Raw genomic sequence first — 23,588 nt, forward strand, 5'->3', positions numbered from 1 at the left:
CCCTCCGGGTCAGTCCCCGCGGCGGGCGGCGAAGGCGCCGTTGTGCAGCAGCGCGACGCGGCCGCCGGCGCCGGGGGTGAAGGCGATGTCCCAGGTGTGGTTGCCGGTGACGGCGTCGTCGGCGGGCAGGAAGCGGTGCGGCGCGATGGGGTGCAGCAGCGTGTGGATGGGCTCCTCGGCCTCGCCGGTGGCGGGGTCGTTGTCGCGCATCTGCCGGACGGTGAGCGCGAGGCCGCCGTCCTGCCGAGCGACGTCGTAACGCACGCCCCAGGCGTCGTAGCGGCCTACATAGTGGTCCGGGTCGAACGTCAGCCCGGCGTCCGGTTCGGGCCGCGGCGGCTTGGGCAGCCCCAGCCCGTCGCGGAGCACGGCGTCGAAGACGGCGTCGGCGAACGGGTAGCCACGGGGCGGCGTGTTGACGACGACGGCGACGGCGACGTCGTGCTCGGGGATCCACAGCAGCGTGGACGAGCCGTTGTGCGTGGTCCCGCTGTGTCCGAAGACCTCGACGCCGCCCCAGACCTTGCGGTACGGACCGACGCACCACGCGTCGGCGAAGACCCGCGACGGCACGTCGACCTGCGGCGTCTGCATCGTCGCGACGGCCGTCTCGGAGAGGATGCGGGTGCCGTCAGCGGCCCGCCCGCGACGCAGGAACAGCTGGCCGAACCGGGCCAGGTCGCGGGCCGTGGTGGACAGCGACGAGCCGGCCGGTCCCATGCCCCGGCTGAAGCACCACGGCCGGACGACGCCGTCGGCACCGGGCAGCCGTCCCACCGCCGGCCGGTGGTAGGGGAGCTCCTCGAACAGGGTGACCGACTCTGTCAGCCCGGCCGGGTCCAGCACGCGCTCGCGCAGCGCGTCGTCCCAGCACTGCCCGGTAAGTGTCTCGATGACCAGCCCGGACACGTTCGTCGAGGCATTGCTGTACCCGTACGCGGACCCAGGCGGGAACACCAGCGGGATCTGCGCCATCAGGTCCACGTAGCGGGCGACGGCGTCGTCGCCGCGGCCGGTGTCGGTGTACGGCCCGTTGTCCAGGCCGCTGTTCATGGCCATCAGCCGGCGCGGCGTGATGGACCGCCACGCGTCACCGATCGCCAGCCGCACGCCGGGCAGGTACTCGGCGACCGGCCGGTCGAGGTCGACCAGGCCCTCGTCGGCCAGCTGCATCATGAGTACGGCCGTGTAGACCTTCGTGGTGGACCCGATCTGGAACACCGTGTCGGCGGTGACCGGTGTGTCCCGTTCGGCGTTGGCGACGCCGGCCTCGGCCTGCACCACCGTCTCGCCTGTCGCGATGGCGATCTGCGCGCCCGCGATGTCCAACCGGGCGACCGTCTTCTCGCACAGCTCGCGCAGCTCAGACTCGGAGACACCGGAGGGGCTGATGGGCATCGAGGCTCCTCAGAGAGGTCGGGACGGCTGGAGTAGGTGATACAGTACACCGTAAGTTAACGTCGGCCGGATGGTCGGATCGGAAGAATCGAGGGATCCTGTGTCGTCGACTCGCACGAACCGCACGGCCAAGCGCCGCCGCGCACCTCGCGGCACGCTCAATCCGGAGGTCATCGTGCGTGCGGCCATCGACGTCGTGGCCACCGACGGGCTGGAGGCCATGACGACGCGGCGGCTCGCCGACGACCTCGGCGTGCGCCCGATGGCGCTGTACACCCACTTCCGCGACAAGGAGGCGATCCTGCACGCGGTGGCCGCGGAGATGTTCGACCGCTTCGAGCTGCCCCAGCAGACCGGCTCTGACCTGGAGCAGCTGCGCGACATCATGCGCGCCTACTTCCGCCTGTTCGTCGAGCACCCCGCGCTGTTGCAGCTGGAGAAGGCCGGGTTCGGCGACGACATCAACCCGGCCGAGGCGCGGCTCACCGAGGCGGTCTACGGCTGCATGCGGCGGCTGCGGTTCGACCACCACACCGCGGTCGGGCTGGTGGCCACGTTCATGCGGCTCATCCTCGGCAGCGCCTACGTCTACCCGACCCGGCGCATGTGGGACGAGGAGCCGGACCACTGGGAGCGGGTCCGGCTGCGCTGGCTCACCCTGCCGGCCGACGCGTATCCGGCCATGCACGAGCTGGCCAGCCACGACTTCCCGGCATTCACGCAGCTTCAGGCGTTCGAGTTCGGGCTGCACGCGCTCCTGTACACGGTGGCGAGGGCGGCCGGTGTCGAGCCGCTGGCCGATGTACCGCTGAGGCTGGGCAGCGACGACCGACAGGTGTAGGGTATTACACCCAAGCGAGACCTTCACAGCTTCATCATTCGGGACGAGAGGGGCAGCCTCGTGTTGTCCGCTGCGATGAACACCACCCGGCCTGACCCGGGCACCATGACCGAATGATCCGGACCCCAAGAGGGAGGAGCCGCGCCGGTGACGACCGCAACTGCCACGCCCGGTGCACTGAGGGGTGTCGTCGAGAGTCCGTGGGTGGGCTTCGTGCTGCGCCGCCTGCGGCGCCTGCTCATCTCGCTGCTGGTCCTCGTGACGGCAGCGTTCTTCATGATCCATCTGATCCCCGGCGACCCCGTGCGCGCGTCGTTGGGCGCCACCGCACCGCAGGAGCTGGTCGAGGCACGCCGTGAGGCACTCGGACTGAACGACCCGATCTGGCAGCAGTACGTCGACTACCTGCGCAACCTCGTCACCGGCGACTGGGGATCGTCGATGACCACCGACGTCGACGTGTCGCAGATCATCGCCGACCGGCTGCCTGCCACGGTCGAGATCGCCGCCTACGCGTTCGTGCTGATCATGCTGGTGTCGGTGCCGGTGGGCGTGCTCATGGCGGCGCTGACTCGCGGCGGCCGCGGCCGCCGTACCGAGCTCGCGTTCACCTCGTCCAGCGTGGTGATCGCGGCCATCCCCGACTTCCTGCTGGCCGTCGGCCTCGTCTACGTGTTCGGCGTCAGCCTGGGCTGGGTGCCGGTGGCCGGGAAGAGCACCGTCGAGTCGTACCTCCTGCCGGTGCTCGCGCTGGCCATCGGGCCGACCGCGGTCCTGTCCCGGCTCGTCCGGGTCGAGATGCTGACGGTGCTGGACGCCGACTACATCCGCACCGCCCGGGCCAAACGGCTGCCCGCCCGGTGGATCTACCTGCGGCATGCGTTGCCCAACGCCGTCACGACGACGCTGACGGTCGGCGGGCTGCTGCTCGGCGGGCTCGTCGCGGGCACCGTGCTGGTCGAGAACGTGCTGGCGTGGCCTGGCCTGGGCAGCACGATCGTGTCGTCGATCCTGTCCAAGGACTATCCGGTCGTGCAGGGCATCGTCCTCGTGTACGGCGTCGGGGTGCTGGTGATCAACCTCGTGGTGGACGTGGCGCTGGCGCTGCTCGATCCGCGGTCGACGATTCGGGAGAGCTGAGCGATGCAGGTGTTCACGGGTGTGGAACGGCCGGAGGGTCTGTCGCGCTGGCGGGCCGGCGGGGGCCGCAAGTGGGCCGCGGGCCTGGGCCGGTGGGGACAGGCGCTGAGGTCGCCGCTGGGTGCCACCGCGGCCACGCTGCTCGGCCTGGTGCTGCTGCTGGCGATCCTGGGCCCGATCCTGTGGGGCGATCGCGCCGATGCCATCGACACCAGCTCGCTGTCGCAGGGGTCGTCCTCAGCGCACTGGCTGGGGACCGACAGCTTGGGCCGCGACATCTTCTACCGGGTGCTGGTGGCGACCCGGCTGTCGGTGGCGCTGGCGCTCCTCGCGACGGCGATCGGCGTGGCGACCGGAGTGCTGCTGGGCGCGGCGCCGTGGCTGCTCGGCCGCCGCGTCGGCCGGTTCGCCGTCGCGACCATCAACGTCGCGGTGGCGTTCCCCGCGCTGCTGCTGGTGCTGTTCTTCGCGGTGATCTTCGGCGTCGGTATCCGCGGCGCCGTCCTCGCCGTCGGGCTCGGCATGGCGCCGTACTACGCCCGGGTGACGTCGACGCTGGTGGCCGGCGTGTCCGGACGCGACTACATCGCGGCCGCGCGCATCGCCGGCCTGGGCCGCATGCGGATCCTGCTGCGGCACATCCTGCCGAACATCGGCGAGCCGCTGATCGTCAACGCCACCCTGGGCGCCGGTGGCGCGCTGCTGGCGTTCGCCGGGCTGTCGTTCCTCGGTCTGGGCGTGCAGGCGCCGTCATACGACTGGGGCCTGCTGCTCAACGAGGGGCTGAACGGCATCTATGTGAGCCCGGCGGGCGCGCTGGCGCCCGGTGTGACGATCGTGCTGGCCGGGCTGGCGTTCAACCTGGCCGGTGAGGTCGTCGCGAAGAAGGTCGGGCTGCGGACGGCGAACGTGCGGACGGCGTCGGCGTACGGCCCCGTGCCGGCCGCGGCCGTCGACGAGGCGCGGCCCGCGTCCGATAAGGACACGGCGCCTGTGCTCGCGGTCGAGGACCTGCACGTCACCGTCACCGGGCCGGCCGGGCCGGTGACCCCGGTCCGCGGCGTCTCGTTCACGATCGGCCGCGGCGAGGCCGTCGGCCTGGTGGGGGAGTCCGGGTCGGGGAAGAGCCTGACGGCGCTCGCGGTGGCACAGCTGATCGAGGCGCCCGGCCGCGTCGACGCCCGCCGGCTGGAGTTCCAGGGCACCGACCTGCTGCACACGCGGGGTCGCGCCAAGGGCATCGGCCGGCTGCTCGGCACGTCGCTGGGCGTGGTGTTCCAGGACCCGACGACCTCGCTGAACCCGACCATGCGGATCGGCCGGCAGCTCGGTGAGGTCGTCCGCCGGCACCTCGGCAAGAGCCGCGGCGAGGCCCGCGCCCGCGCCGTCGACCGGCTGCGAGCCGCCCGGGTGCCGGCGCCGGAGCGGCGGGCGCACCAGTACCCGCACGAGTTCTCCGGCGGCATGCGGCAGCGCGCCATGATCGCGATGGCGATGATGGGCGACCCGGCCCTGATCGTCGCCGACGAGCCGACAACCGCGCTCGACGTCACCGTCCAGCGGCAGGTGCTCCGGCTGCTCGAGGAGATCCGGGCACAGAAGCAGGTGGCCGTGCTGCTGATCAGCCACGACATCACCGTCGTCGGGCAGGTGTGCGACCGCGTCATGGTCATGTACGCCGGCCGGGTGGTCGAGGACCTGCCCAGCAGCGAGCTGCGCACCGAGGCACGGCATCCGTACACGCGGGCGCTTCTGGCGGCGGTGCCGGGCATGGCCGCCGACCGCGACCGGCCGCTGACCATCATCCCGGGCCGGCCGGTCGACCCGGCGCACTTCCCGCCCGGCTGTGCGTTCGCCGACCGGTGCCCGCTCGCCGACGACCACTGCCGCGCCGCCCACCCACCGCTGGCTACTGACGGTGCGGGGCGGCGGGTGGCCTGCTGGCACGCCGGCGAGCCGCTGCCCGTCGTGACCGAGGACAACGTGGGAGTGGGGGAGGCATCGTGAGCGAGCTGCGGTTCGACGGTGTGCGGGTGCGGTTCGGGACCGGGCGCAGCGGCATGGTCGCCGTCGACGGCGTCGACCTCGTGGTCCCGTCCGGCCAGGTCGTCGGTCTCGTCGGGGAGTCCGGGTCCGGGAAGTCGACGCTGGCCCGGGCCGCCGTCGGGCTGGCTCCCGTCAGCGACGGGCGGATCACCCTCGACGGCGTCGCGCTGAGCCACGGCGGGCGCGGCCGGTCCGAACGTCCCGTGCAGATGGTCTTCCAAGACCCATACTCGTCGCTGGACCCGCGTATGACCATCGGCGACTCGGTGGCCGAGGCCATCCCGCGCCGGGCGTTGCGCGGGTCCGCTGCCCGGCGGGCCGAGGTGGTCCGGCTGCTCGACCTCGTCGGCCTCGAAGCCGGCCGGGCCGACGCATACCCGGGCCAGCTGTCCGGCGGGCAACGGCAGCGGGTCGCGCTTGCCCGCGCCCTCGCGGGCCGGCCGGAGGTGATCATCGCCGACGAGATCACCTCCGCGCTGGACGTGTCGATCCAGGGGACCGTGCTCAACCTGGTGCGCGACCTGCAGCGGCAGCTGAACCTGTCGATGCTGTTCATCTCGCACAACCTGGCCGTCGTGCGCTACGTGAGCGACGTCATCGCCGTCATGTACCTCGGCCGCATCGTCGAGCACGGCCCGGCCGAGGACGTCCTGGGCTCGCCGCGCCACCCGTACACCCGCGACCTGCTCGCGGCGGCGCCGGACGCGGACGTCGACAACCTGACCCGCATCGAGAGCGACCCGGTCCTGCGCGCCATCGCCGACGCCGAGCCGGCCGACCCGCACCACCCGCCAGCCGGCTGCCGGTACCATCCGCGCTGCCCCGTCGGCCCCCTGGTCCTGCCCGAGCGGTCGGACTGCCTCACCGTCGAGCCCGGCATGGACCACCCCAACCACGCCGCCTGCCACTACGCGACCGAGATGCTCACCGCCCGCGGGCTGGGTGATCCCCGACTCTGATGGCTGCGGCGCGGCTGCTTGGTCACGACGTGGACGGGGGCATCCGCGGGTGAAGGGGAGAACGCCTGGTGTCGTGCCGGATCGTTGATGATCATGACTGTCCGCAGGCGGTCACGGCACACCGTGACGACGCGTACGGTCACGGCACACCGTGACGACGCGTACCGCCAGGAGAGGCTGACGTGCCCACATGCGCCCCGTCCCCTGATGGCTGCCCGTTCTTCGGCCGCGGAGCGTGGGCGCCCGCTACGGCCGCGCGGGTGTGCAGACCTAGCTCAGGTAGAACTCCATCACGTCGGGGTCGACCGGCACCGGCGCCAGGCGGTACTCCGGCGGCTCGACGCCCAGCAGGTGGCGGACGAGGTAGTCCCAGCGTTTGCGGGCGACGTAGTGCTGGTACCCGGCGAAGGAGTGCTCGGCGTTGGGGACGATGAGCAGGTCGAAGTCCTTGTTCGCTGCGATGAGCCGGTCGACCAGGCGCATGGTGAGATGTGGCGTGACGTTGTCGTCCATCTCCCCGTGGATGAGCAGCAGCTTGCCGACGAGGTTCTCGGCCAGCGCGGTGTTCGACAGCAGCTGGCCGGCGTCGGGGTCGTAGGGGCCGTGATAGGTCTCCGCCCACATGGCGTGGTACGCGCGGTTGTCGTGATTGCCGGCCTCGGCGACGCCGACCTTGTACAGGTCCGGGAAGGCCAGCAGAGCGCGCCCGGTGGCGAACCCGCCGCCGGACAGGCCGAAGATGCCGACGCGGTCCAGGTCGAGCCAGGGCCGGGTCTCGGCGAGCTGGTGCAAGGCGGCGACGTGGTCCTCCAGCGACCCTGCGGCGCCCATGTTCCCCCAGGTGTGGTCGTGGAAGGCCTTGTCCCGCCCCGGGGTTCCGCGCCCGTCGACGGCCAGCACGGCGAGGCCCAGGGCCGCGACGGCCTCGGCGTCGTGCCCGTAGCGGCCGCAGTCGAAGGCGGCTTCCACCCGTTTGATCTGCGGCCCGGGGTAGGGGTGGTCGACGACGGGGTACTTCTGCGTGGGGTCGAAGCCGTACGGCTTGTAGAGCACGCCGTAGATGGGGGTGACACCGTCGGCGGCGAGGGTGCGGACGCGTTCCGGCGGAGTCCAGCCGGCGGCGAGCAGGCGGGTGATGTCGGCGCGTTCCAGTTCCAGCACGACGGCGCCGGTGTGGTCGCGCAGCGTGGTCACCGGCGGGGTGTCGACGGTGGAGGCGGAGTCGACGTACCAGCGCCCGTCTGGCGAGGCGGTGACGACGTGGTCGAGGTCGTCGTCGGTGAGGCGGGTGAGGTTCCCGCCGTCGAGTCCGACGCTGACCAGGCTGCGCCGGTACGGGTCGTCGGTGACCAGCCCGCTGACGCTGAGGTGGGCGGTGCGGGTGGTCTCGTCGACGTGCAGGATCTCCTGCACGGCGTACTCACCCTTGGTGACCTGGGCGACCGGTTGCCCGGTGGTGAGGTCGTACAGGTAGAGGTGACCCCAGCCGTCACGCTGGGAGTACCACAACGCCTCCCGGCCGCCCGCGAGGACGTGCACCATGGGCTTCTGCACCAGCGACTGCGCGGCCTCCACCCGGGTCTGGCCCGTCTCCTCGACCAGCGTGCGCACCTCACCGGTGGCCGCGTCGATCGACTTCAGGCGGAGCGTCTTCAGGTCGCGCGGCTGCTCGAGGTAGTACGCCGTGGAGCCGTCGGCGGACCACCATGCGTTGCCGAACCGCAAGGGCGACACGTAGCCGAGCGGGAACGGGTCGGTGGCGGCCGGCACCACCGTCCGCGTCGCGACGTCGAAGACCACCCACTCGCCACGCGGCAGCGTCTCACCGGGGATGGCGTACCGGTACGTGTGCAAGAGCGGCCGTCCGCCATCCGCCGGTGCGGCCTCGACCAGCGGCATGGTCGCTACCCCGCGGTGGTCGGTGCGGTGGGTCAGGATCCGCCGCGAGTCCGGTGACCATGCCAGGACCGGCACCGGCTCGAAGACGCCGAGGCGGCGCAGGAACCACCGGCTGCTGCCGACGTCGGGGTTCGTCGCATAACTGCGCTCGGCGGTGCCGTCGGTGGTGAGCGGGAGCTCCTCACCGGTGGCCACCGACCGCACCCACAGGTCGTGACCCCGGCGGAACGCCACCCACCGCCGGTCCGGCGACACCCGGGCCAGCGGGGTCCGCCGCGGCCGGCTGTCGTCCTGGACGCAGATGTAGTCGTCGAGCCGGCAGCTCCACCGGGCCTCGAACGCCTCGAACTCCACGGCGTCGCCCGACAGCTCGATGGCGTCGAACGGCAACGCGTACGGCTGCACCGTCTCACCGCCGGCCGACGCCAGGGCCGTGGCCAGCCGCTCGTGGTCGAACGCGGCCACCCGCGTTCCCGCGGCCGGGTCGACCTGCACGAACTCGGTGCCGCGCTCGGTGTCGACCCGGTACCAGAACCGCCCGCCGTCGCCGGTCCAGCGCGGCCGCACCGAGGCTCGCAACGCCAGGCGGGACCGGTGATGCCCCATCATCCGCTCCGCACGTTCGTACGCCGACCTGGGCAACCGGTCGCTGGTCATGGGTGGCCTCCTTCGAGGGAACGACGGTGGGGTCCGGCCCTACTGTACGGCGTAAGTTACGGCCCCGGTTCGTGCGATCCGACGAATCGGCGGCCGGTCGTTGCAGCATCGGCAGCATGTCGGCGAGCCCGTTCCGGGACACCATGGAGTCGTTGGAGTAGGCAATAAAGTACAACGTACGTTATGGTCCTTGTCGTTCGATCGAACCACGCGAGCGGGCCCGTACCCCGGCTCGCACAGGTCCCTCGGTGGTGGGGTGGTGTCGCCGCGTGAAGATGCGACCACGGGCCGGCCTCGGCCGGGTGCTCGACGACCTCGGTTCGACCCTGTTGACGCTCGGTCACGGGCAGCCGCAGCGTGGCGCCGAGATCGGCGGCGTGGTCATCCACGACCCCGCCGACCGGCCGGACCTGCCACCGCACGCCCTGGTTCTCGGCGTTGGCCTGCGCGACGCCGAGGAGATCACCGCGCTGCTGCCGGAGCTGGGACGGCAGCAGGTCGCCGCACTGATCGTCCGGGCGCCGGTGCCCCACGGCGACGCGGTCGCGGCGGCGGCCGAGGAGTCGGGCGTGGCGGTGCTCGGGCTCACCCCGGGGGCGTCGTGGACCCAGCTGGTGGCGATCCTGCGGTCACTGCTGGCCGAGGGCGACGTCGGTGTGGTCGACGCGGAGAGCCTCGGCGGCATCCCGTCGGGCGACCTGTTCGCGCTGGCCAACGCCGTCAGTGCGCTGCTCGACGCGCCGATCACCGTCGAGGACCGCAGCTCGCGCGTGCTCGCGTTCTCCGGCCGCCAGGACGAGGCGGACCAGTCGCGCATCGAGACGATCCTCGGTCGGCAGGTCCCGGAGAAGTACACGCGCATGCTCGCCGAACGCGGCGTCTTCCGGCGCCTCTACCGCGACGACGAGCCGGTCTGGATCGACCCGCTGCCGCTGGGCCGCGACGAGCAGCCCCGGGTAGCCGTCGCCGTGCGCGCCGGCGACGAGGTGCTCGGCTCCATCTGGGCCGCGGTCCGGGAGCCGCTGAGCCAGGATCGCCTGCGCGCGTTGCGCGACGCCGCGAAGCTGGTGGCGCTGCACATGCTGCGGATCCGGGCCGGCGCCGACGTCGAGCGCCGGCTGCGCACCGACCTGCTGAGCACGGCGCTCGAGGGCGGCGCGGGCGCCCGCGACGCGCTGAGCCGGCTGGGCCTGGCGCACCAGCCGGTGGTCGTGTTGGCCCTGACGACGATCCAGCAGCCCGGCAGCATGCAGCCCGGGCCGTCCGACGCCGGCCTGGCCACCGAACGGCAGCAGCTCAGCGACGGTTTCGCGATGCACTTGAGCGCCGTGCACGCACGCTCGGCGGCGGCACTGGTCGGCGACGTCGCGTACGGCCTGCTGCCGCTGAGCGGGGACGCGGCCGACGGCGAAGATCGCGCCGCTCGCATCGCCGCCGAGTTCCTGGGCCGGGTCGGCCACCGCGACCGCGCGGCGATCGCCGTCGGGCCGGTCGCGCGCGACGTCGCCGAGCTCGCGTACGCCCGCACCACCGCCGACCGGGTGGTGCGGGTGCTGCGCTCGCGGCACGGCTCCGGCCCGCGGGTCGCCCGGCTCGGCGACGTCACGGTCGAGGCGCTCGTGCTCGAGCTGCGTGACCTCGTCACCGCTCGCGGCGACGGGCTGACCGGTGCGGTGGCCAAGCTCTGGGAGTACGACAAGGAGCACAACGGACGTATGGTCGAGACGCTGCATGCCTGGCTCGACGCGTTCGGCGACGTCACCGTCGCCTCCGCCTCGCTGCACGTGCACCCCAACACGTTGCGCTACCGCCTGCGCCGGCTCAGCGCCCTCGGCGGCTTGGACCTCGACGACGCCGACGCCCGGTTCGCGGCCATGCTCCAGCTGCGGATCTTCGATCGGCCCCTGGCATCCGCGGCCAGGGTCGCGCCGGAGGACCGCTGAGCGCCCCTGTTCGAGCCACCTATCACGGCGGCCGATCTTCTGCGCCGACGACGAACCACCGTGGGTCGCACGATGCCACCATGGCACCCCTGCCCGACCCGTCTCACGAGGAGCGCGATGTCGACCACCGCACTTGACCGTGATCACTGGAGCCGCCGCCTCGCCGACCTTGCGACGCGCCATCGGGTTCCGGGCGCCGCGCTGGGTGTCGCCCAGGGCGCTGAGACGCTCGAAGTGGCCGTCGGTGTGACGAACGTCGAGACCGGCGTCGACGTCACGACCGACACGCTGTTCCAGATCGGCTCCGTGAGCAAGGTATGGACGGCAAGCCTCGCGATGGCGCTGGTCGACGGCGGGAAGCTGGACCTCGACGAGCCGGTCGTCTCCTATCTGCCGGAACTGGTCCTGGTCGATCACGAGATGACCGCACGGGTCACGATGCGGCATCTGCTGACCCACACGAGCGGGATCGACGGCGACTTCTTCCACGACACCGGCCGCGGCGACGACTGCGTCGAGCAATACGTCGCGGCGCTCGCGACCGTGCCCGCCAACCACCCGCTGGGTGCGACCTGGTCGTACTGCAACGCCGGATACATACTGGCCGGCCGGGTCATCGAGAAGCTCACCGGCCAGGTATGGGACGCGGCGCTGCGCGACGTCCTGGTCACCCCGCTGGGGCTGGACCACACCGTCACACTCCCGGAGGAGGCGCTCCTGCACCGCGCCGCCGTGGGCCACGTCCACGAGGGCGACGAGCCCCCGAGACGGGCACAGGTGTGGGTGCTGCCGCGCTCGGCCGGGCCCGCGGGGCTCATCGCGTCGACGGTGGGCGACGTGCTCACCTTCGCCCGGATGCATCTGTCCGATGGCGTGGCCGCCGACGGCACACGGGTGCTGACCGCGCAGTCGGTTGCGGCGATGCAGACCGAGCAGGTTCGGCTGCCACACCCGTACTCGAAGTCCGACTCATGGGGGCTCGGATGGTGCCGCCTGGACTGGAACGGGCACCGGCTGGTCGGTCACGACGGCGGCACGATCGGCCAGTTCTCGTTCCTCCGAGTGCTGCCGGATCTGGATCTGGCCGTGGTCCTGCTGACCAACGGCGGCCAGGCGCTCGACCTCTACCACGAGCTGTTCCGGGAGCTCTTTCGCGACGTGGCCGGCGTCGAGATGGCTGCGCCGGTCACACCGCCGGTCGAGCCGCCCGCCGTCGACGTCTCCGCGCACGCGGGCCGCTACCAACGCACCGGCGTCCGCTTCGAGGTCTGGCAGGACGAGGCAGGGCCGCGGCTGCGGATGATCAGCACCGACACCACGCCCGGCCTGGACCGGGCGCCGAAGGACTATGCCTTGGTGCCGGTGACGGAGAACGTGTTCGCGGTCCGGGACCCGGGTGCCGAGACGTGGAGTCCGGTGGTGTTCTACGAGCTCGCCGATGGCACGCCGTACCTGCACTTCGGCCGGGCCACCCCTAAGCTCGCCTGAGCGGAGCGGCGAGTGGCGCACGCCCGTCGGCGCCATCACGCACCCAGGCCGTTCTCATCGCCCACGGCGCCGGCCCCACGAATCCCGAGGGGCGCATGACGGCCGCACGCTCGGGTACGCGGGCCGAGAACGCCGCTCAACGACCCGGGAGGGGATTGCGATGCCGATCGCGGAGATGCTCAGGACGTATCCCAAGGACCTCGGCGACGTCGACCGCGAGAAGCTGCTGGCGTGCATCTAGTCGTGCATCGACTGCGCGCAGGCCTGCACGGCGTGCGCAGACGCGTGCCTGAGCGAGGACATGGTCGCCGAGCTGCGCACGTGCATCCGGACGAACCTGGACTGCGCCGACATCTGCGAGACCACGGCACGGGTGCTGTCGCGGCACACCGGCTACGACGCGAACATCACCCGAGCGATGCTGCAGACGTGCATGACCGTGTGCCGATCCTGTGCCGACGAGTGCGGCCGGCACGCGGACGCCCACGAGCACTGCCGCGTGTGCGCGGAGGCGTGCCGGCAGTGTGCCGTGGCATGTGACGAGCTGATGGCCGCGCTCGGCTGAGGCACCGACGACGGCGATGGTGTCGTCGCGGGCTCTCCACGACTGGGTGTCATCGAGCGACGGCGCTGCGTGGACGCGAGTGGCTCGGGTCGGGCTGACCACGGCGAGGAGAGGTGGGAACGCATGGGAACGACGGATCGGATCGCCGAGCCCTGGGGACCAGGACGCCATACGGACCGGGGGAGTCATGGCCGGTCCGGGTGGACTCCTGCCCGACGGCCATCAGCCGACCGGGATGTCGCGCCGCCGCAGGCCGGCAAGTCCGACCCAGGTCAGCGCGGCGGCGATGGCGAGTAGCAGGATCACGGGGACGAGTTCGAAGTCGCCGGCGGGGAGTTCGGGCACGTGTCCGAAGGGCGATAGGGCCCTGGTCCACTCGGGGAATCGCAGGATCTGGCCCATGTACACGACCGCGATCGCGTAGGCGGGGACGAGCCAGGCCAGCGGGCTGAGCCTCGGGGCCAGTCCGATCACGGCCATGGCGAAGCCGGCGGCGACCCAGATCGCCGGGAGCTGGACGAAGGCGGCGGCGAGCATGTCTCCGAGCCAGCCGCCGTCGTCGGTGGCGAGGGCGGTCGCGATGCCGAAGCCCAGTCCGACCAGGATCATGACGGCGGCGCTGCCGCCGAAGGCCATGGTGAGGTGGCTGGCGGCCCAGCGGTGGCGGGAGACGGCGGTGGCCAGGATGGGTTCGGCTCGTCCGGCGGTCTCCTCCGACCGCAGCCGCAGGACCGCGAGGACGGCCTGGATGGAGGCGATCATGCCGGTGAGGCTGAGCACGGTGACGAGCCAGGATTCGATGAGGGTCGCGCCCGCGATGTCGCGGATCAGGTCGTCGAGCGAGGAGATCTGGTCGAACATGTCCTGGATGCTGTCGACGAGTGAGCCGTAGGTGACGGCGAGGACGAGCAGCCCGACGGACCACGCGATGAGGGTGGCGCGTTGGAGCCGGAACGCGAGGCCGAGCGGGCTGCTCAGGGCCGGCGACGCCGTGGCCGAGCCGAGCCGAGCGGGGCGGAGCCCGGCGCCGACGTCACGGCGCACGCGGAGCGCGTAGGCGACGGCGGCCAGCAGCGCCGCAAGTGCGACCAGGAGGAGCAGCGGCCACCAGCGCTGGTCGGCGGCGAACGAGCGCGTGACCTGGCCCCAGAACAGCGGCGATACCCACGACAGGCCGCTTTCGGCGACGTCGCCGACCGCACGGACCGCGTAGGTGACGCCGAGCACCGCCAGCGCCATGCCGGAGGCGCCGCGGGCGTACTCGGTGATCTGGCTGGTGACGGCTGCGACCGCGGTGAACACCAGCCCGGCGGCCACCAGGCCGGCGGCGAACAGCAGGGATCCCTCGCCCGTGACGCCGTCGGCGCCGGAGCCGCTCAGCCCGGCGGCGATGAGCAGGCCGGTGACGGCGTTGGCACCGCCGACGACGATGAACGCCGCGGTCAGCTGAGCGTGGCGGCCGAGCACGCTCGAGCGGAGTAGTTCGGCGCGGCCGGTCTCCTCTTCGGCGCGGGTGTGCCGGACGAACGCCAGGATGCTCATCAGTCCCAGCAGCAGCGCCATGAAGACGTACATCTGGTGGCCGGTCATGACGCCGTACGTGTAGTCGTCGCGGCTGTAGATGCGGCCCACCATCGCTGTCACCGCCGGCAGGCTGGACAGGTCCGCCGCCGTCGCGCGATCGGCCGCGGTCGGGTAGGTCTGCTCGAAACTGCCCACCGTGCCGACCCCGAAGAGCGTCAGCCCGGCGATCCACACCGGCAGGCGGACGCGGTCGCGGCGCAGCATGAACCGGGTCATCGCCCCGGTGCCGGCCAGCGCGCTCCGCGACCGCGACGATGACCTGGCGTGCGTCGGCAGCGTGGTGGCGGCGCTCATCGTGCACCCCTCGCTCCGGCGCCGGCGAGCTCGTCGCCGTAATGGCGGAGCATGAGCTCCTCGAGGGTGGGCGGGTGGCTGGTGATGCTGCGGACGCCCAACTCACCGAGCCGGCGGATCACGGCGTCGAGGTGCTCGCTGTCGACGTCGAAGCGGGCCCGGCCGTTCTCGTCGTGGAAGTTGTGTACACCGGCCGACTCGGCCAGCGTGCCCGCCGGTCGCAGTGTGTCGGCCTCGATGGTGGTACGGGTCAGGTGCCGCATCTGCGCCAGTGTGCCGGTCTGGACGACCTCGCCGCGCCGGATGATGCTGATGGTGTCGCAGAGCTTCTCGACTTGGGCGAGGATGTGGCTCGATAGCAGCACGGTGCGGCCGTCGGTCTTGGCCTCGGCGATGAACTGCTGGAACACCGTCTCCATGAGCGGGTCCAGGCCCGCGGTGGGTTCGTCGAGGATGAGCAGCTCGACGTCGGAGGCGAGGGCGGCGATGATGGCCACCTTCTGCCGGTTGCCCTTGGAATAGGTGCGCGCCTTCTTCGACGGGTCCAGGTCGAAGCGTTCGACCAGGTTTCGGCGGCGGCCGGGGTCCAGGCCGCCGCGCAGCCGGGCCATGAGGTCGATGGCCTCGCCGCCGGTGAGGTTGGGCCACAGCTCGACGTCGCCGGGGACGTAGGCGAGGCGGTGGTGCAGGTCGACGGCGTCGTCCCACGGGTCGCCACCGAGCACGACGGCGCGGCCGGCGTCGGCGCGCAGCAGGCCGAGCAGGACGCGGATGGTGGTGGACTTGCCGGCGCCGTTCGGGCCGAGCAAGCCGTGGACCTCGCCGGTCTGGACGGTCAGGTCGAGTCCGTCGAGCGCGGTGACGGTCCCGAAGGACTTGCGTAGTTGCTCGATCTGGATGGCAGGAGTCATCGTGCACCTCGATGCGTGAGCCCGGGCCGGTGGCCTGGGAACGATGTCGTGACGGAGGAGGGTCCCCGGGGCACGGGGGCGTGCGTCAGCGGCTAGCTCGCGGTTGGAGCCGCGTCGTCCGCCGATGGCGGATCCGGCACGTACATCAAGTAGTCGTCCAGCATCGAACGGTCGACGAACAGGCCCTGGCTGAACAACTCCAGCGCCGGCGGTGTGATCTCCTCGGAGTAGCGCCGGAACGCGGCGCTGAAGTCGTCCGGGTGATCGTCGAGGTGCATCGACGCCCACAGCAGCATGCCGCCGATGTTCTGGTACGCGAGGAAGCGACTCCGCGCCTCCGGGTCACGGCTGGGCCGGATCACGCCCGCCTCGACGCCCGCGGCCAGGTACCGCTGCGCATCGGCCATCAGGTGCTCGACCAGTGCCGACGCCAAGTCACCGCCGGACTGCAGGCTACGCACCAGGTAGCGCACCATCGGTGCGAAATGCTCGATCTGCGCCAACTGCGCGAACAGCATCGCAGCGGTGCCGGTGGTCACAGCCTTCGTCTTCTCCGCGCGGATGACGGCCAGGACGTGCTCGTCACACGCGCGACGCAGAGCGTCCTTCGATCCGAAATGGTGTACGACCAGGCCGGCCGTCACTCCTGCGTCGGCCGCGACCGTCCGCAACCCGATGGCGAAGCCGTCGCGGCCGAACCGCACGATCGCGGCGTCACGAATCCGCTCGGCCGTCGCCACTCCCGCGGGCCGGGCATCGCGTTTCGTGCTCGTGTCACGCACCCTCCTGATTAAACAGTCGTTCAATCAGGGGCGCAAGAGGGCTTCGCCGTCGCGGTCCGCTGCCTCGTGGCTAGTCGAGCTGGAGCCGGCGCCACGCGACGAGCGTCGCCCATCCGACGACAAGAGGTACGAGTGTGGAGAGCGCGAGTTGGCCGCTCGACACCTCGTCGGGTTCGAGCGCCCACAGCGCCGGCGCGGCCAGCGGGAACCAGGCGCCGGTTCCGGCGATCACGAGCACCTGCGCGACGACGATGATCCCGATCGTGGTGGCGATGCCCGGGAGAAGGCCGCGGCCGAGTGTCGCCGCCCACGCGGCGGGGACGGCGAGGCCCGCGGACAGAACCATGAGCGTCAGCTGACGACCGAGGCCGTCCAGTGCCTCCGCGTCGACCCGGCCGAGGCCGAGGACGACGCCGCCGATGGCCAGAAGAACGACGAGAATCGCGGCGACCGCTACCGCCCACAGGGCGTAGGACGCCAGCTTCGCGAGAGCGACGGCGGAGCGGCTGACCGGGAGGGCGAACAGTCCGGCCACAGTGCCGTCGGCGAACTCCCGGCCGACCATCCAGCTCAGCACGACACCGAAGCCGAGGACGCCGCCGGCCGCCGTGACCTGCGCGGCCACGCCGAGGAAGCGATCCCAGCCCTCGGCGTTCGCGAGGCCGCCCAGCTGGGCGAGCACCTGCTCGTTGCCCCGTTCGGCGGCCCAGGTGAGGGACCCGGCGAGTGCGACGATGCCGGCGACCAGGAAGATCGTCGCGGACCTGACGACCCCTGAGGCGGTGGTCTTCACGATCTCGACGGCGATGGCCGCGTTCGTACCGCTCATGGGGTCCGACGCTCCTCGGCCGCGTGAACCAGCGCGAAGAACGCTCGTTCGATGTCGACACCGGCCGGGTCGAGCTCGCCGACGAGACGGCCTCGGTTGACGACGGTGATGCGGTCGGCCACCCGGGCGACCTCGTCGAGATGGTGGCTCGATACGAGGATCCCCGCACCAGCGGCGCCGCGACGCAGCAGCAGCTCGCGCAGCAGGATGACGCCGGCCGGGTCGAGTCCGTTGGTCGGCTCGTCCAGGACGATCGCGCACGGATCGTGCACGAGGGCGGCTGCGAGTCCGATACGCTGCCGATTGCCCTGCGACAGAGTGCCTGCCCGGCCATCGGCATAGCGACCGAGATCGAGCTCGGCCATGACCCGGTCGACAGCGGCATCGACCTGCCGGCGGGGCAGCCCCTGTAGCCGCGCGGCGACGGCGACGTTGGCTCGGGTGGTGAGCTCGCTGTACGCCAGCGGGTGATCGACGAGATGCCCCACCCCCGCCCAGACGACGGCGGGCGCCGTCACGACGTCATGGCCGTCGATGGTCGCCACCCCCGACGACGGGCGGAGCATCCCGAGCAGCAATCGCATGAGCGTCGTCTTCCCGGCTCCGTTCAGTCCGACCAGAGCATGGATCTCGCCGGCGCCGACCTCGAGGTCGATGCCGGATACGCCGGTGCCGGGTGCGTACTCGCGCACCAGCCCGCGCGCGGCCAGTCGGGCCTCAGCCATGGTTCTCGTCCAAGGTGTCCAGGGCGACGGTGACCGCCTCGCTGAGTGTGTGGTCGTCGTGGCGCGCCCACTCGAACAGGGCCGCCATCAGCGCCGCCAGGACCGCACCGGCCGCCGCACGCGCCCGCAGTGGATCGGTGCCGTCGTGCACGAGCCGTTCGACGATGAGTCGCTCGGTCTCGGCGTTGTTGCGCCACGCGGCCGCCCGCAATGAGTCGTTCTCGGCGACGATCCGAACCCGGCGGCGGACGGTGTCACCCTCGGGCTCGGGGAGCTGGGCCCATGCCTGACGGAGACCGCCCACGGCACGCGCGAGCGGGCTCCAGGCTCGCGGCTGATCGCCGACCGCGGCCGCGATGACGGGATCGTAGGGATCGTCGAAAAGCAGCTGCTCCTTGCTGGAGAAGTGCCGGAAGACGGTCATCTCCGTCACTCCCGCCGCCGCTGCCACCTGGGCGACCGTCGTTCGTTCGAATCCCTGGCGCTCGAACAGCTCGAGCGCGTTCTCCGCGATGCGCGCGCGGGTCCGCTCGCGCTTGCCCTGCTGCTCCGTACGCACCTTCTCATGTTAGCCACTAACATTCTGTCCCCGCCAGTCGTCCAAGGGGCCGTCGTCCAGCCCCCACCTGGGGCATCGCCGGGGGTACGTCCGCGGCATGGGCAGCGAGCATCGCGTGGTGGTCGAAGGTTCGTCGATCGGACCCCGCGACTCCTGCTGCGTGCGTGGTCGGCGGCCGGCCTTGGAGCGCCTGCAGGATCGATGGGCGGTCGAACTGCGGGACCGGTGGAAGGGTGAGCTCGACCTGCCTGGCCCGCCACCGCCCGCAGCTGAGGTCCGGAGGGCGGTGGCGTCGACGGCCCGGCCAACCGACTCCAGCCCGCCGGGGCGCTGGACGGGGCGACAAGGCGCGCCCTTCCTCGGGTTGCGCGGTTTGGCGCGGTTCGGCACGGTTGTGGGTGTTCGTCTGCCGTATTCATGATGCGCGAGCGAGGTCTGCCGAGTCCGGGGGGAGAAGACGTCGTCGATGCGAGTCGCTGTCTGTGGTCATCGTCAACTGGACGGGCCGACCGCCGACGGGGTGGACAAGGCGCTTCGAGAGCACCTTGCCACGATCGACCGACTCGTCGGCATCTCCTGCTTGACGGATGGCGCCGAGCAGATCTTCGCCAGGGCCGTTCTCGAAGCCGGCGGTCAGCTCCTCGTGGTGGTCCCAGCGGAAGGGCATCGAGAGAACCTGCCGCCATCCACCAGACAGAACTACGACGCCCTGGTGCGCCGGGCATTCGACGTGGTGAGTCTTCGGTTCGGCGAGCCCACAGCCGAGGCGTACCTGGCTGCCGCGCGCCACATGCTCGAACGGGCCGATCAACTCGTCGCGGTCTGGGACAGGCGCGATCCCGACACGGCCGGCGGCCCCGCCGACGTCATCCGTGAAGCGATCTGGCGCAGGGTTCCGGTCAAGGTCATCTGGCCGAGCCGACCCACCTTGCCTTGATCACGAAGTTCGCCATCACGGATGCGACGGTGGATCCGCGAGGACCCGGACAGAGGATCGTGGCGTCAGGACTCGCCCGGGTGTCGCTGACCCGCGCGCCGACGGCGCGGTACCCGTTGCGCCGGTCGGCCCGGGTTCGTCCGGGACCGCGAGGTCATGCCGTATGCGGTGCCACACGGCGTCGGCCTCGGCCGAGAGCAGACCGTGAAGGTGCTCCCGCCTCCGGTTCATCGACCTCGAAGATGAGTCCGGCTTCCGCTTCGGCCTGATCGCTGCGGTCGGCGTTCTCGTTGTCCTCGACGACGCACACCAGTTCCGCCGTGTGCCGCGTGTGGTGGAGGGACCATTCCTTGGTGAGCACGGTGAGGGCGTCAGCGACGTAGGGCTCGGGGTCGTCGACAGGTCCGTTGTGGGAAGGCGACCAGGCGATGGTCAGTTCCACGCAGCTGGGGTCGCGCCAGGCGAGGTTCACGGTGATCTCCCTCGACGAGGCCGACATGCCCAGGTGCACGCCGAAGGCGGCGAGGATCTCCAGATGGGTGGCGGCGCGTTCGCCGACGACCCGGGAATCCGTCCAGGCGTGGACCTTGTCCATCGCCTCCTGGGGGGTGATCAGCTCGACGGTTCCCGGCGAGGGAGTGCCGTCGTGGACGCCGTAGTCGCCCCGGGTGTGGTTGTTCATCGGGTTGCCTTTCCGAGGGCCGAATCGCGGGGAGGTTGGATCTCCAGGACGTCGTCGAGTCCCGCGCGGTGCAGGAGATCCACCATGGCCTGGTCCGGCTGGCTGAGCATCACCCGGACCCGGCGGGCGGTGCAGCGCCGCTTGGCCCACAGCAGCGCGGCGATGGTCGGAGAGGAGAGCCTGGTCAGCCCGGACACGTCCACGACCAGGGCGGACGGACCGTCGGCCAGCATCTCCTCCAGACGCCAGCGCAGGTCGTGGATGCACTCGCGCAAGGTCCGGTCGGACAGGGGCACCACGGCCCAGTCGCCCCGTGTGTAGAACACCGCTCGACGGGCCGGCATTCGGTGCGGACGCGGCGGTGGGGGGTTCTGGTGCATGCGCACAGGCTTCCCCGGCCAGGTGGAGGTGCCCCGACGGCCGCTTTGCAATTCCATGACAATGCCGGCCCGGGTCGCTGCTGCGGGCGTGCGGGTTCGGGGTCGGTGAGACGATGCCGGGTGTGTCGAGGCGAGTGCTGGTGTTGGAGGACGACTACGGCCTGCGCACCTCGCTACGGCTGGTGCTGGAGCAGGACGGATACACCGTTGCCGAGGCCGCCGACGCGGTGACCGCCCTGGCTCTCGTGCGCTCCGAGCACGTGGATGTGATGCTGGTCGACCTGATGCTGGGCGGTCTGGACGGGTACACCTTCATCCGCAGCGCCCGGCCAGAGACGACCGCCCCGATCATCGTGATCAGCGCCCGGGACGGTTCCCGGGACGTCGTCACGGCACTCGAGGCAGGCGCCGACGACTATGTCCGCAAGCCGTTCGACGTCGCCGAGGTCCAAGCCCGGCTACGGGCCGCGCTGCGACGGCCCGACATCGCCGCTCACGGGGCGTCCGACCCGGGCACCGCGGTGGTGCTGGACTCTCGGCACGGTCCGCTGGTGTTCGACCCGGTCGCGGCCACCCTCAAGCGCGGCGAGGAGGAGGTGCACCTGACCCACACCGAGTTCAAGCTCCTGCATGCGTTGACCGAGAACGCCGGGAAGGTGATGGGCCGCGGCAGCCTGCTCTCGCGGGTCTGGACCGACGGGCACTTCGGCGACGACCGGATCGTGGACGTGCACATTCGGCGGCTGCGGACCAAGATCGAGCAGGACCCCGGTGCCCCCGCGATCGTTCTCACGATCCGCGGTCTCGGCTACCGGCTGGATCTGCGGTGAGGGCTCGGCTGGCCCCGCGAGGACTGCGGTCCTCGGTGTTGGCCGCCTTCGCCGCCGGGGCGCTGCTGATGAGCGTGATCCTCGCCCTGGGCACGTATCTCTCGGCCCGGCACTACCTGATCGAGCAGCGCGAGCGTACCGCCTTGCAGCAGGCCTACACCGACGCCGCCCTGGTCAAGGACGGGCTGCGCACCTCCGGCGCTAGCGTGGTCGATGTGCTCGATGCGGTCGCGCTGCCCAACCGCACCATCGCCTACGTGCGCACCGGCGGGGAGTGGTACTCCTCCGGCCTGGCCGAGGAAGGCCACGCGGCCACCCAGCACGTCGCGGGGGTCGTCGCCGACGGGTCTGCCGGCCTGAGCTGGACCCGCGCGACCGATCCGCCCGCCATCGTGGTCGGCATGCCGCTTGCCGCGGTGGATGCGGAGTACTACGAGGTCACCGTGGCTGACGAGCTCGACGGGACACTGCACACCCTGCGTACCGCACTCATCGTCTCCGCGCTGGTCACGACGCTCGCCGGCGCGCTGTTGGGGTGGTATGCCGCCCGCGCCGTGTTGCGCCCGCTCAACCAGGTCACGATCGCCGCCGCCCGGATCTCCGGCGGCGACCTCGCCACCCGCCTGGATCCGATCGACGACCCCGATCTCGCCACCCTGGTGGGATCGTTCAACAACATGGTCGACACCGTCACCGAACGGATCGATCGCGACGCCCGGTTCGCCGCGGACGTCGCCCACGAGCTGCGTACTCCGCTGGCCACCCTCATCACCGCCCTCGGGGTGCTGGAGGGCACGCCCGGCCTGTCGGGGTCGTCCGCGCTTGCGGTTCAGCTGATGGGCACCGAACTCGAGCGGTTCCGCCAAGCGTTGGAGGACCTGATCGCCCTCGGCCGCCTCGACTCAGGCGTCCGCGAATCGGAGTGGGAGACCGTCCCGGTGACCGAGCTCGTCCGCCTGGCCCTCGCCGACAACCGCACCGCGACCACCGCAGATCCGGCCGAGGTCGAGACGACCGATGTGGTGACGACGGAGCCCGAGGCGACCGGCCTGCGGGTGCGGGTCGACCGGCTCCAGACCCGCCGCGCCCTGTCCAACCTGATTCGCAACGCCGACACCCACGGCGGCGGGCTGACCGGCATCCGGATCGCCGCCCGTGGCCGGTTCATCGACATTCACGTGGAGGACGCCGGCCCGGGCGTGCCACCCGGGGAGCGGGAGCGCATCTTCGAACGGTTCGCCCGAATCGGCGCGCGCGGCGCCACGGGCGGCAGCGGACTCGGGCTGAGCATCGTCGAGCGGACCGTCGCCGTCCACGGCGGCTCGGTGTGGTGTCGAGAGAGCGCCACCGGAGGCGCCGACTTCGTCTTCTCCCTCCCCGCATCCGGAGGGCAGCCGTGACCCCGCGGGCCAGGAGACGCACCACCGAGCGAGCCGGACCGTCTCCGTCGGGCACCGCGGCACTACTGGCCGTGCTGCTGTGTCCGCTCGGCGGGTGCGGCGTACCCTCCGACGACGCCGTCCGAGTCATCAACGACGCCGAGGTGCCCTATCAACTCCTGGAAGACCCGGAACAGACACCGCCGACGGGGCCGGCCCCCGAGCAGTCCCTGACACCTCACCTGTACTGGGTCGACACCACCGAGCACCTGGTGGCCAGAACCCCGGCCGGCTACTGCGTGGCCACACGTGCGGAGGTCGTCGAGGAAGTCCTCGAGCAGCTGGAGGCCGGTCCTCCCGAGAATGACCGGACCGCCGGCATCGGCACCGCACTCCCACCCGAGGAATGGGTCACCCTAGCCGACCTCGACGGCGACACCGCACGACTCCAGGTCACACCCAACGACGCGATCGGCGCCGGCCGCGTCACTCTCGCCGCCGCGCAGGTCGTGCTCTCGGTCACCTCGATCGCCGGCATCAGCCGGGTCGAGCTCCTCCACGACCAGGAGGAGCTCCAGGTGCCGCTGCCAGACGGCGAACTGGCCACCGGTCCACTGGGCGCCTCTGACTACGCAACCCTTCTCGCGACACCCCAGGACCCACCACCCACCGGCTCTGCCCTGGGAAGCGACCTCAGCTGTCCCTCACCCGCCACCCCCGTGCAGTAGCACCGGCACGAGCCGGCGGCACGGGCGCCGCC

Annotated in this window: 20 protein-coding genes and 1 pseudogene; 11 read left to right on the top strand and 10 right to left on the bottom strand. The window is 71.5% G+C overall.

Translation table 11 applies throughout. The annotated features are described in order from the left end of the window. Nucleotides 1-9: 9 nt before the first annotated feature. Nucleotides 10-1,398, bottom strand: coding sequence for a serine hydrolase domain-containing protein (locus tag E1212_RS06300; protein ID WP_131980453.1), 1,389 nt, complete (start codon nucleotides 1,396-1,398; stop codon nucleotides 10-12). Between the two features lie 100 nt (nucleotides 1,399-1,498). Between E1212_RS06300 and E1212_RS06305 the strand changes: the two genes are divergently transcribed. The 4 genes from E1212_RS06305 (at nucleotide 1,499) to E1212_RS06320 (ending at nucleotide 6,384) form a co-directional block, all read left to right on the top strand. Then, nucleotides 1,499-2,239, top strand: coding sequence for a TetR/AcrR family transcriptional regulator (locus tag E1212_RS06305; protein ID WP_162605344.1), 741 nt, complete (start codon nucleotides 1,499-1,501; stop codon nucleotides 2,237-2,239). Nucleotides 2,240-2,386: 147 nt separating this feature from the next. Beyond that, nucleotides 2,387-3,379, top strand: coding sequence for an ABC transporter permease (locus E1212_RS06310; RefSeq protein WP_131980457.1), 993 nt, complete (start codon nucleotides 2,387-2,389; stop codon nucleotides 3,377-3,379). A 3-nt stretch (nucleotides 3,380-3,382) separates the two neighbouring features. Further along, nucleotides 3,383-5,386 (top strand): dipeptide/oligopeptide/nickel ABC transporter permease/ATP-binding protein, encoded by a 2,004-nt coding sequence (locus E1212_RS06315; protein WP_131980459.1) that lies wholly within the window; start codon nucleotides 3,383-3,385, stop codon nucleotides 5,384-5,386. Beyond that, nucleotides 5,383-6,384 carry an ABC transporter ATP-binding protein gene (locus E1212_RS06320; protein WP_131980461.1) on the top strand — a complete coding sequence of 334 codons (1,002 nt, stop codon included), beginning with the start codon at nucleotides 5,383-5,385 and terminating at the stop codon, nucleotides 6,382-6,384. The genes E1212_RS06315 and E1212_RS06320 overlap by 4 nt, the downstream gene beginning before the upstream one ends. A gap of 270 nt (nucleotides 6,385-6,654) precedes the next feature. Here the strand turns inward: E1212_RS06320 and E1212_RS06325 are convergent, their stop codons facing one another. Then, the gene (locus tag E1212_RS06325; protein ID WP_131980463.1) at nucleotides 6,655-8,940 is read right to left on the bottom strand and encodes a S9 family peptidase; all 2,286 of its coding nucleotides are present in this window, start codon (nucleotides 8,938-8,940) and stop codon (nucleotides 6,655-6,657) included. Nucleotides 8,941-9,215: 275 nt separating this feature from the next. On the opposite strand from E1212_RS06325, the gene E1212_RS06330 reads away from it, so the two are divergent. The 3 genes and pseudogenes from E1212_RS06330 to E1212_RS30340 all read left to right on the top strand — a co-directional run bounded on the left by E1212_RS06330 (nucleotide 9,216) and on the right by E1212_RS30340 (nucleotide 12,936). Then, on the top strand, nucleotides 9,216-10,883 hold the full coding sequence (locus E1212_RS06330; RefSeq protein ID WP_131980523.1) for a PucR family transcriptional regulator: 1,668 nt from the start codon (nucleotides 9,216-9,218) through the stop codon (nucleotides 10,881-10,883). Nucleotides 10,884-11,000: 117 nt separating this feature from the next. Beyond that, nucleotides 11,001-12,371, top strand: a complete 1,371-nt coding sequence (locus E1212_RS06335) for a serine hydrolase domain-containing protein (protein WP_203416496.1) — start codon at nucleotides 11,001-11,003, stop codon at nucleotides 12,369-12,371. Between the two features lie 160 nt (nucleotides 12,372-12,531). Next, a pseudogene (locus E1212_RS30340) lies at nucleotides 12,532-12,936 on the top strand (four-helix bundle copper-binding protein). Nucleotides 12,937-13,158: 222 nt separating this feature from the next. On the opposite strand, the gene E1212_RS06345 reads toward E1212_RS30340, so the two are convergent. The 6 genes from E1212_RS06345 to E1212_RS06370 form a co-directional block, all read right to left on the bottom strand. Beyond that, nucleotides 13,159-14,814: an ABC transporter permease gene (locus E1212_RS06345; RefSeq protein WP_131980467.1), complete on the bottom strand. Its 1,656-nt coding sequence runs from the start codon at nucleotides 14,812-14,814 to the stop codon at nucleotides 13,159-13,161. Then, entirely contained in the window at nucleotides 14,811-15,725 is a 915-nt protein-coding gene (locus tag E1212_RS06350) for an ABC transporter ATP-binding protein (RefSeq protein ID WP_131980469.1), read from the bottom strand. The genes E1212_RS06345 and E1212_RS06350 overlap by 4 nt, the downstream gene beginning before the upstream one ends. Before the next feature lie 92 nt (nucleotides 15,726-15,817). Beyond that, entirely contained in the window at nucleotides 15,818-16,507 is a 690-nt protein-coding gene (locus E1212_RS06355) for a TetR/AcrR family transcriptional regulator (RefSeq protein ID WP_203416498.1), read from the bottom strand. A 70-nt stretch (nucleotides 16,508-16,577) separates the two neighbouring features. Beyond that, complete coding sequence (locus E1212_RS06360) at nucleotides 16,578-17,336, bottom strand: ABC transporter permease (RefSeq protein ID WP_131980471.1); 759 nt, start codon at nucleotides 17,334-17,336, stop codon at nucleotides 16,578-16,580. Further along, the gene (locus E1212_RS06365; RefSeq protein ID WP_131980473.1) at nucleotides 17,333-18,061 is read right to left on the bottom strand and encodes an ABC transporter ATP-binding protein; all 729 of its coding nucleotides are present in this window, start codon (nucleotides 18,059-18,061) and stop codon (nucleotides 17,333-17,335) included. The genes E1212_RS06360 and E1212_RS06365 overlap by 4 nt, the downstream gene beginning before the upstream one ends. After that, the gene (locus tag E1212_RS06370; protein ID WP_203416500.1) at nucleotides 18,054-18,620 is read right to left on the bottom strand and encodes a TetR/AcrR family transcriptional regulator; all 567 of its coding nucleotides are present in this window, start codon (nucleotides 18,618-18,620) and stop codon (nucleotides 18,054-18,056) included. Before E1212_RS06370 ends, E1212_RS06365 begins: the two co-directional genes overlap by 8 nt. Nucleotides 18,621-19,086: 466 nt before the next feature. Between E1212_RS06370 and E1212_RS06375 the strand changes: the two genes are divergently transcribed. Continuing rightward, nucleotides 19,087-19,557, top strand: coding sequence for a hypothetical protein (locus tag E1212_RS06375; RefSeq protein ID WP_131980475.1), 471 nt, complete (start codon nucleotides 19,087-19,089; stop codon nucleotides 19,555-19,557). Nucleotides 19,558-19,711: 154 nt separating this feature from the next. Here E1212_RS06375 and E1212_RS06380 read toward each other — a convergent pair whose 3' ends face one another. Together E1212_RS06380 and E1212_RS06385 are read right to left on the bottom strand one after the other, a co-directional pair. Then, complete coding sequence (locus E1212_RS06380) at nucleotides 19,712-20,239, bottom strand: hypothetical protein (protein WP_131980477.1); 528 nt, start codon at nucleotides 20,237-20,239, stop codon at nucleotides 19,712-19,714. Further along, nucleotides 20,236-20,619, bottom strand: coding sequence for an STAS domain-containing protein (locus E1212_RS06385; protein WP_162605345.1), 384 nt, complete (start codon nucleotides 20,617-20,619; stop codon nucleotides 20,236-20,238). Before E1212_RS06385 ends, E1212_RS06380 begins: the two co-directional genes overlap by 4 nt. A 113-nt stretch (nucleotides 20,620-20,732) precedes the next feature. On the opposite strand from E1212_RS06385, the gene E1212_RS06390 reads away from it, so the two are divergent. Genes E1212_RS06390 through E1212_RS06400 form a run of 3 tightly spaced genes read left to right on the top strand, consistent with a single transcriptional unit; the run spans nucleotide 20,733 to nucleotide 23,556 of the window. Continuing rightward, nucleotides 20,733-21,449 (top strand): response regulator transcription factor, encoded by a 717-nt coding sequence (locus tag E1212_RS06390; protein WP_203416502.1) that lies wholly within the window; start codon nucleotides 20,733-20,735, stop codon nucleotides 21,447-21,449. A gap of 35 nt (nucleotides 21,450-21,484) precedes the next feature. After that, on the top strand, nucleotides 21,485-22,849 hold the full coding sequence (locus E1212_RS06395; protein ID WP_131980483.1) for an ATP-binding protein: 1,365 nt from the start codon (nucleotides 21,485-21,487) through the stop codon (nucleotides 22,847-22,849). Beyond that, a complete protein-coding gene (locus E1212_RS06400) occupies nucleotides 22,846-23,556 on the top strand; it encodes a GerMN domain-containing protein (RefSeq protein WP_162605346.1) in 711 nt (236 codons plus the stop codon). The genes E1212_RS06395 and E1212_RS06400 overlap by 4 nt, the downstream gene beginning before the upstream one ends. Nucleotides 23,557-23,588: the final 32 nt, after the last annotated feature.

The sequence above is a fragment of the Jiangella ureilytica genome (assembly GCF_004348545.1).
Lineage (GTDB): Bacteria > Actinomycetota > Actinomycetes > Jiangellales > Jiangellaceae > Jiangella > Jiangella ureilytica.

Excerpts from the sequence above, each read along its gene's own strand:
- E1212_RS06300 (WP_131980453.1), bottom strand. The coding sequence starts at position 1,398 with ATGCCCATCAGCCCCTCCGGTGTCTCCGAGTCTGAGCTGCGCGAGCTG.
- E1212_RS06325 (WP_131980463.1), bottom strand. The coding sequence starts at position 8,940 with ATGACCAGCGACCGGTTGCCCAGGTCGGCGTACGAACGTGCGGAGCGG.
- E1212_RS06385 (WP_162605345.1), bottom strand. The coding sequence starts at position 20,619 with ATGCACCAGAACCCCCCACCGCCGCGTCCGCACCGAATGCCGGCCCGT.
- E1212_RS06350 (WP_131980469.1), bottom strand. The coding sequence starts at position 15,725 with ATGACTCCTGCCATCCAGATCGAGCAACTACGCAAGTCCTTCGGGACC.
- E1212_RS06335 (WP_203416496.1), top strand. The coding sequence starts at position 11,001 with ATGTCGACCACCGCACTTGACCGTGATCACTGGAGCCGCCGCCTCGCC.
- E1212_RS06390 (WP_203416502.1), top strand. The coding sequence starts at position 20,733 with ATGCCGGGTGTGTCGAGGCGAGTGCTGGTGTTGGAGGACGACTACGGC.
- E1212_RS06365 (WP_131980473.1), bottom strand. The coding sequence starts at position 18,061 with ATGGCTGAGGCCCGACTGGCCGCGCGCGGGCTGGTGCGCGAGTACGCA.
- E1212_RS06380 (WP_131980477.1), bottom strand. The coding sequence starts at position 20,239 with ATGAACAACCACACCCGGGGCGACTACGGCGTCCACGACGGCACTCCC.
- E1212_RS06375 (WP_131980475.1), top strand. The coding sequence starts at position 19,087 with ATGCGAGTCGCTGTCTGTGGTCATCGTCAACTGGACGGGCCGACCGCC.
- E1212_RS06360 (WP_131980471.1), bottom strand. The coding sequence starts at position 17,336 with ATGAGCGGTACGAACGCGGCCATCGCCGTCGAGATCGTGAAGACCACC.
- E1212_RS06330 (WP_131980523.1), top strand. The coding sequence starts at position 9,216 with ATGCGACCACGGGCCGGCCTCGGCCGGGTGCTCGACGACCTCGGTTCG.
- E1212_RS06315 (WP_131980459.1), top strand. The coding sequence starts at position 3,383 with ATGCAGGTGTTCACGGGTGTGGAACGGCCGGAGGGTCTGTCGCGCTGG.
- E1212_RS06345 (WP_131980467.1), bottom strand. The coding sequence starts at position 14,814 with ATGAGCGCCGCCACCACGCTGCCGACGCACGCCAGGTCATCGTCGCGG.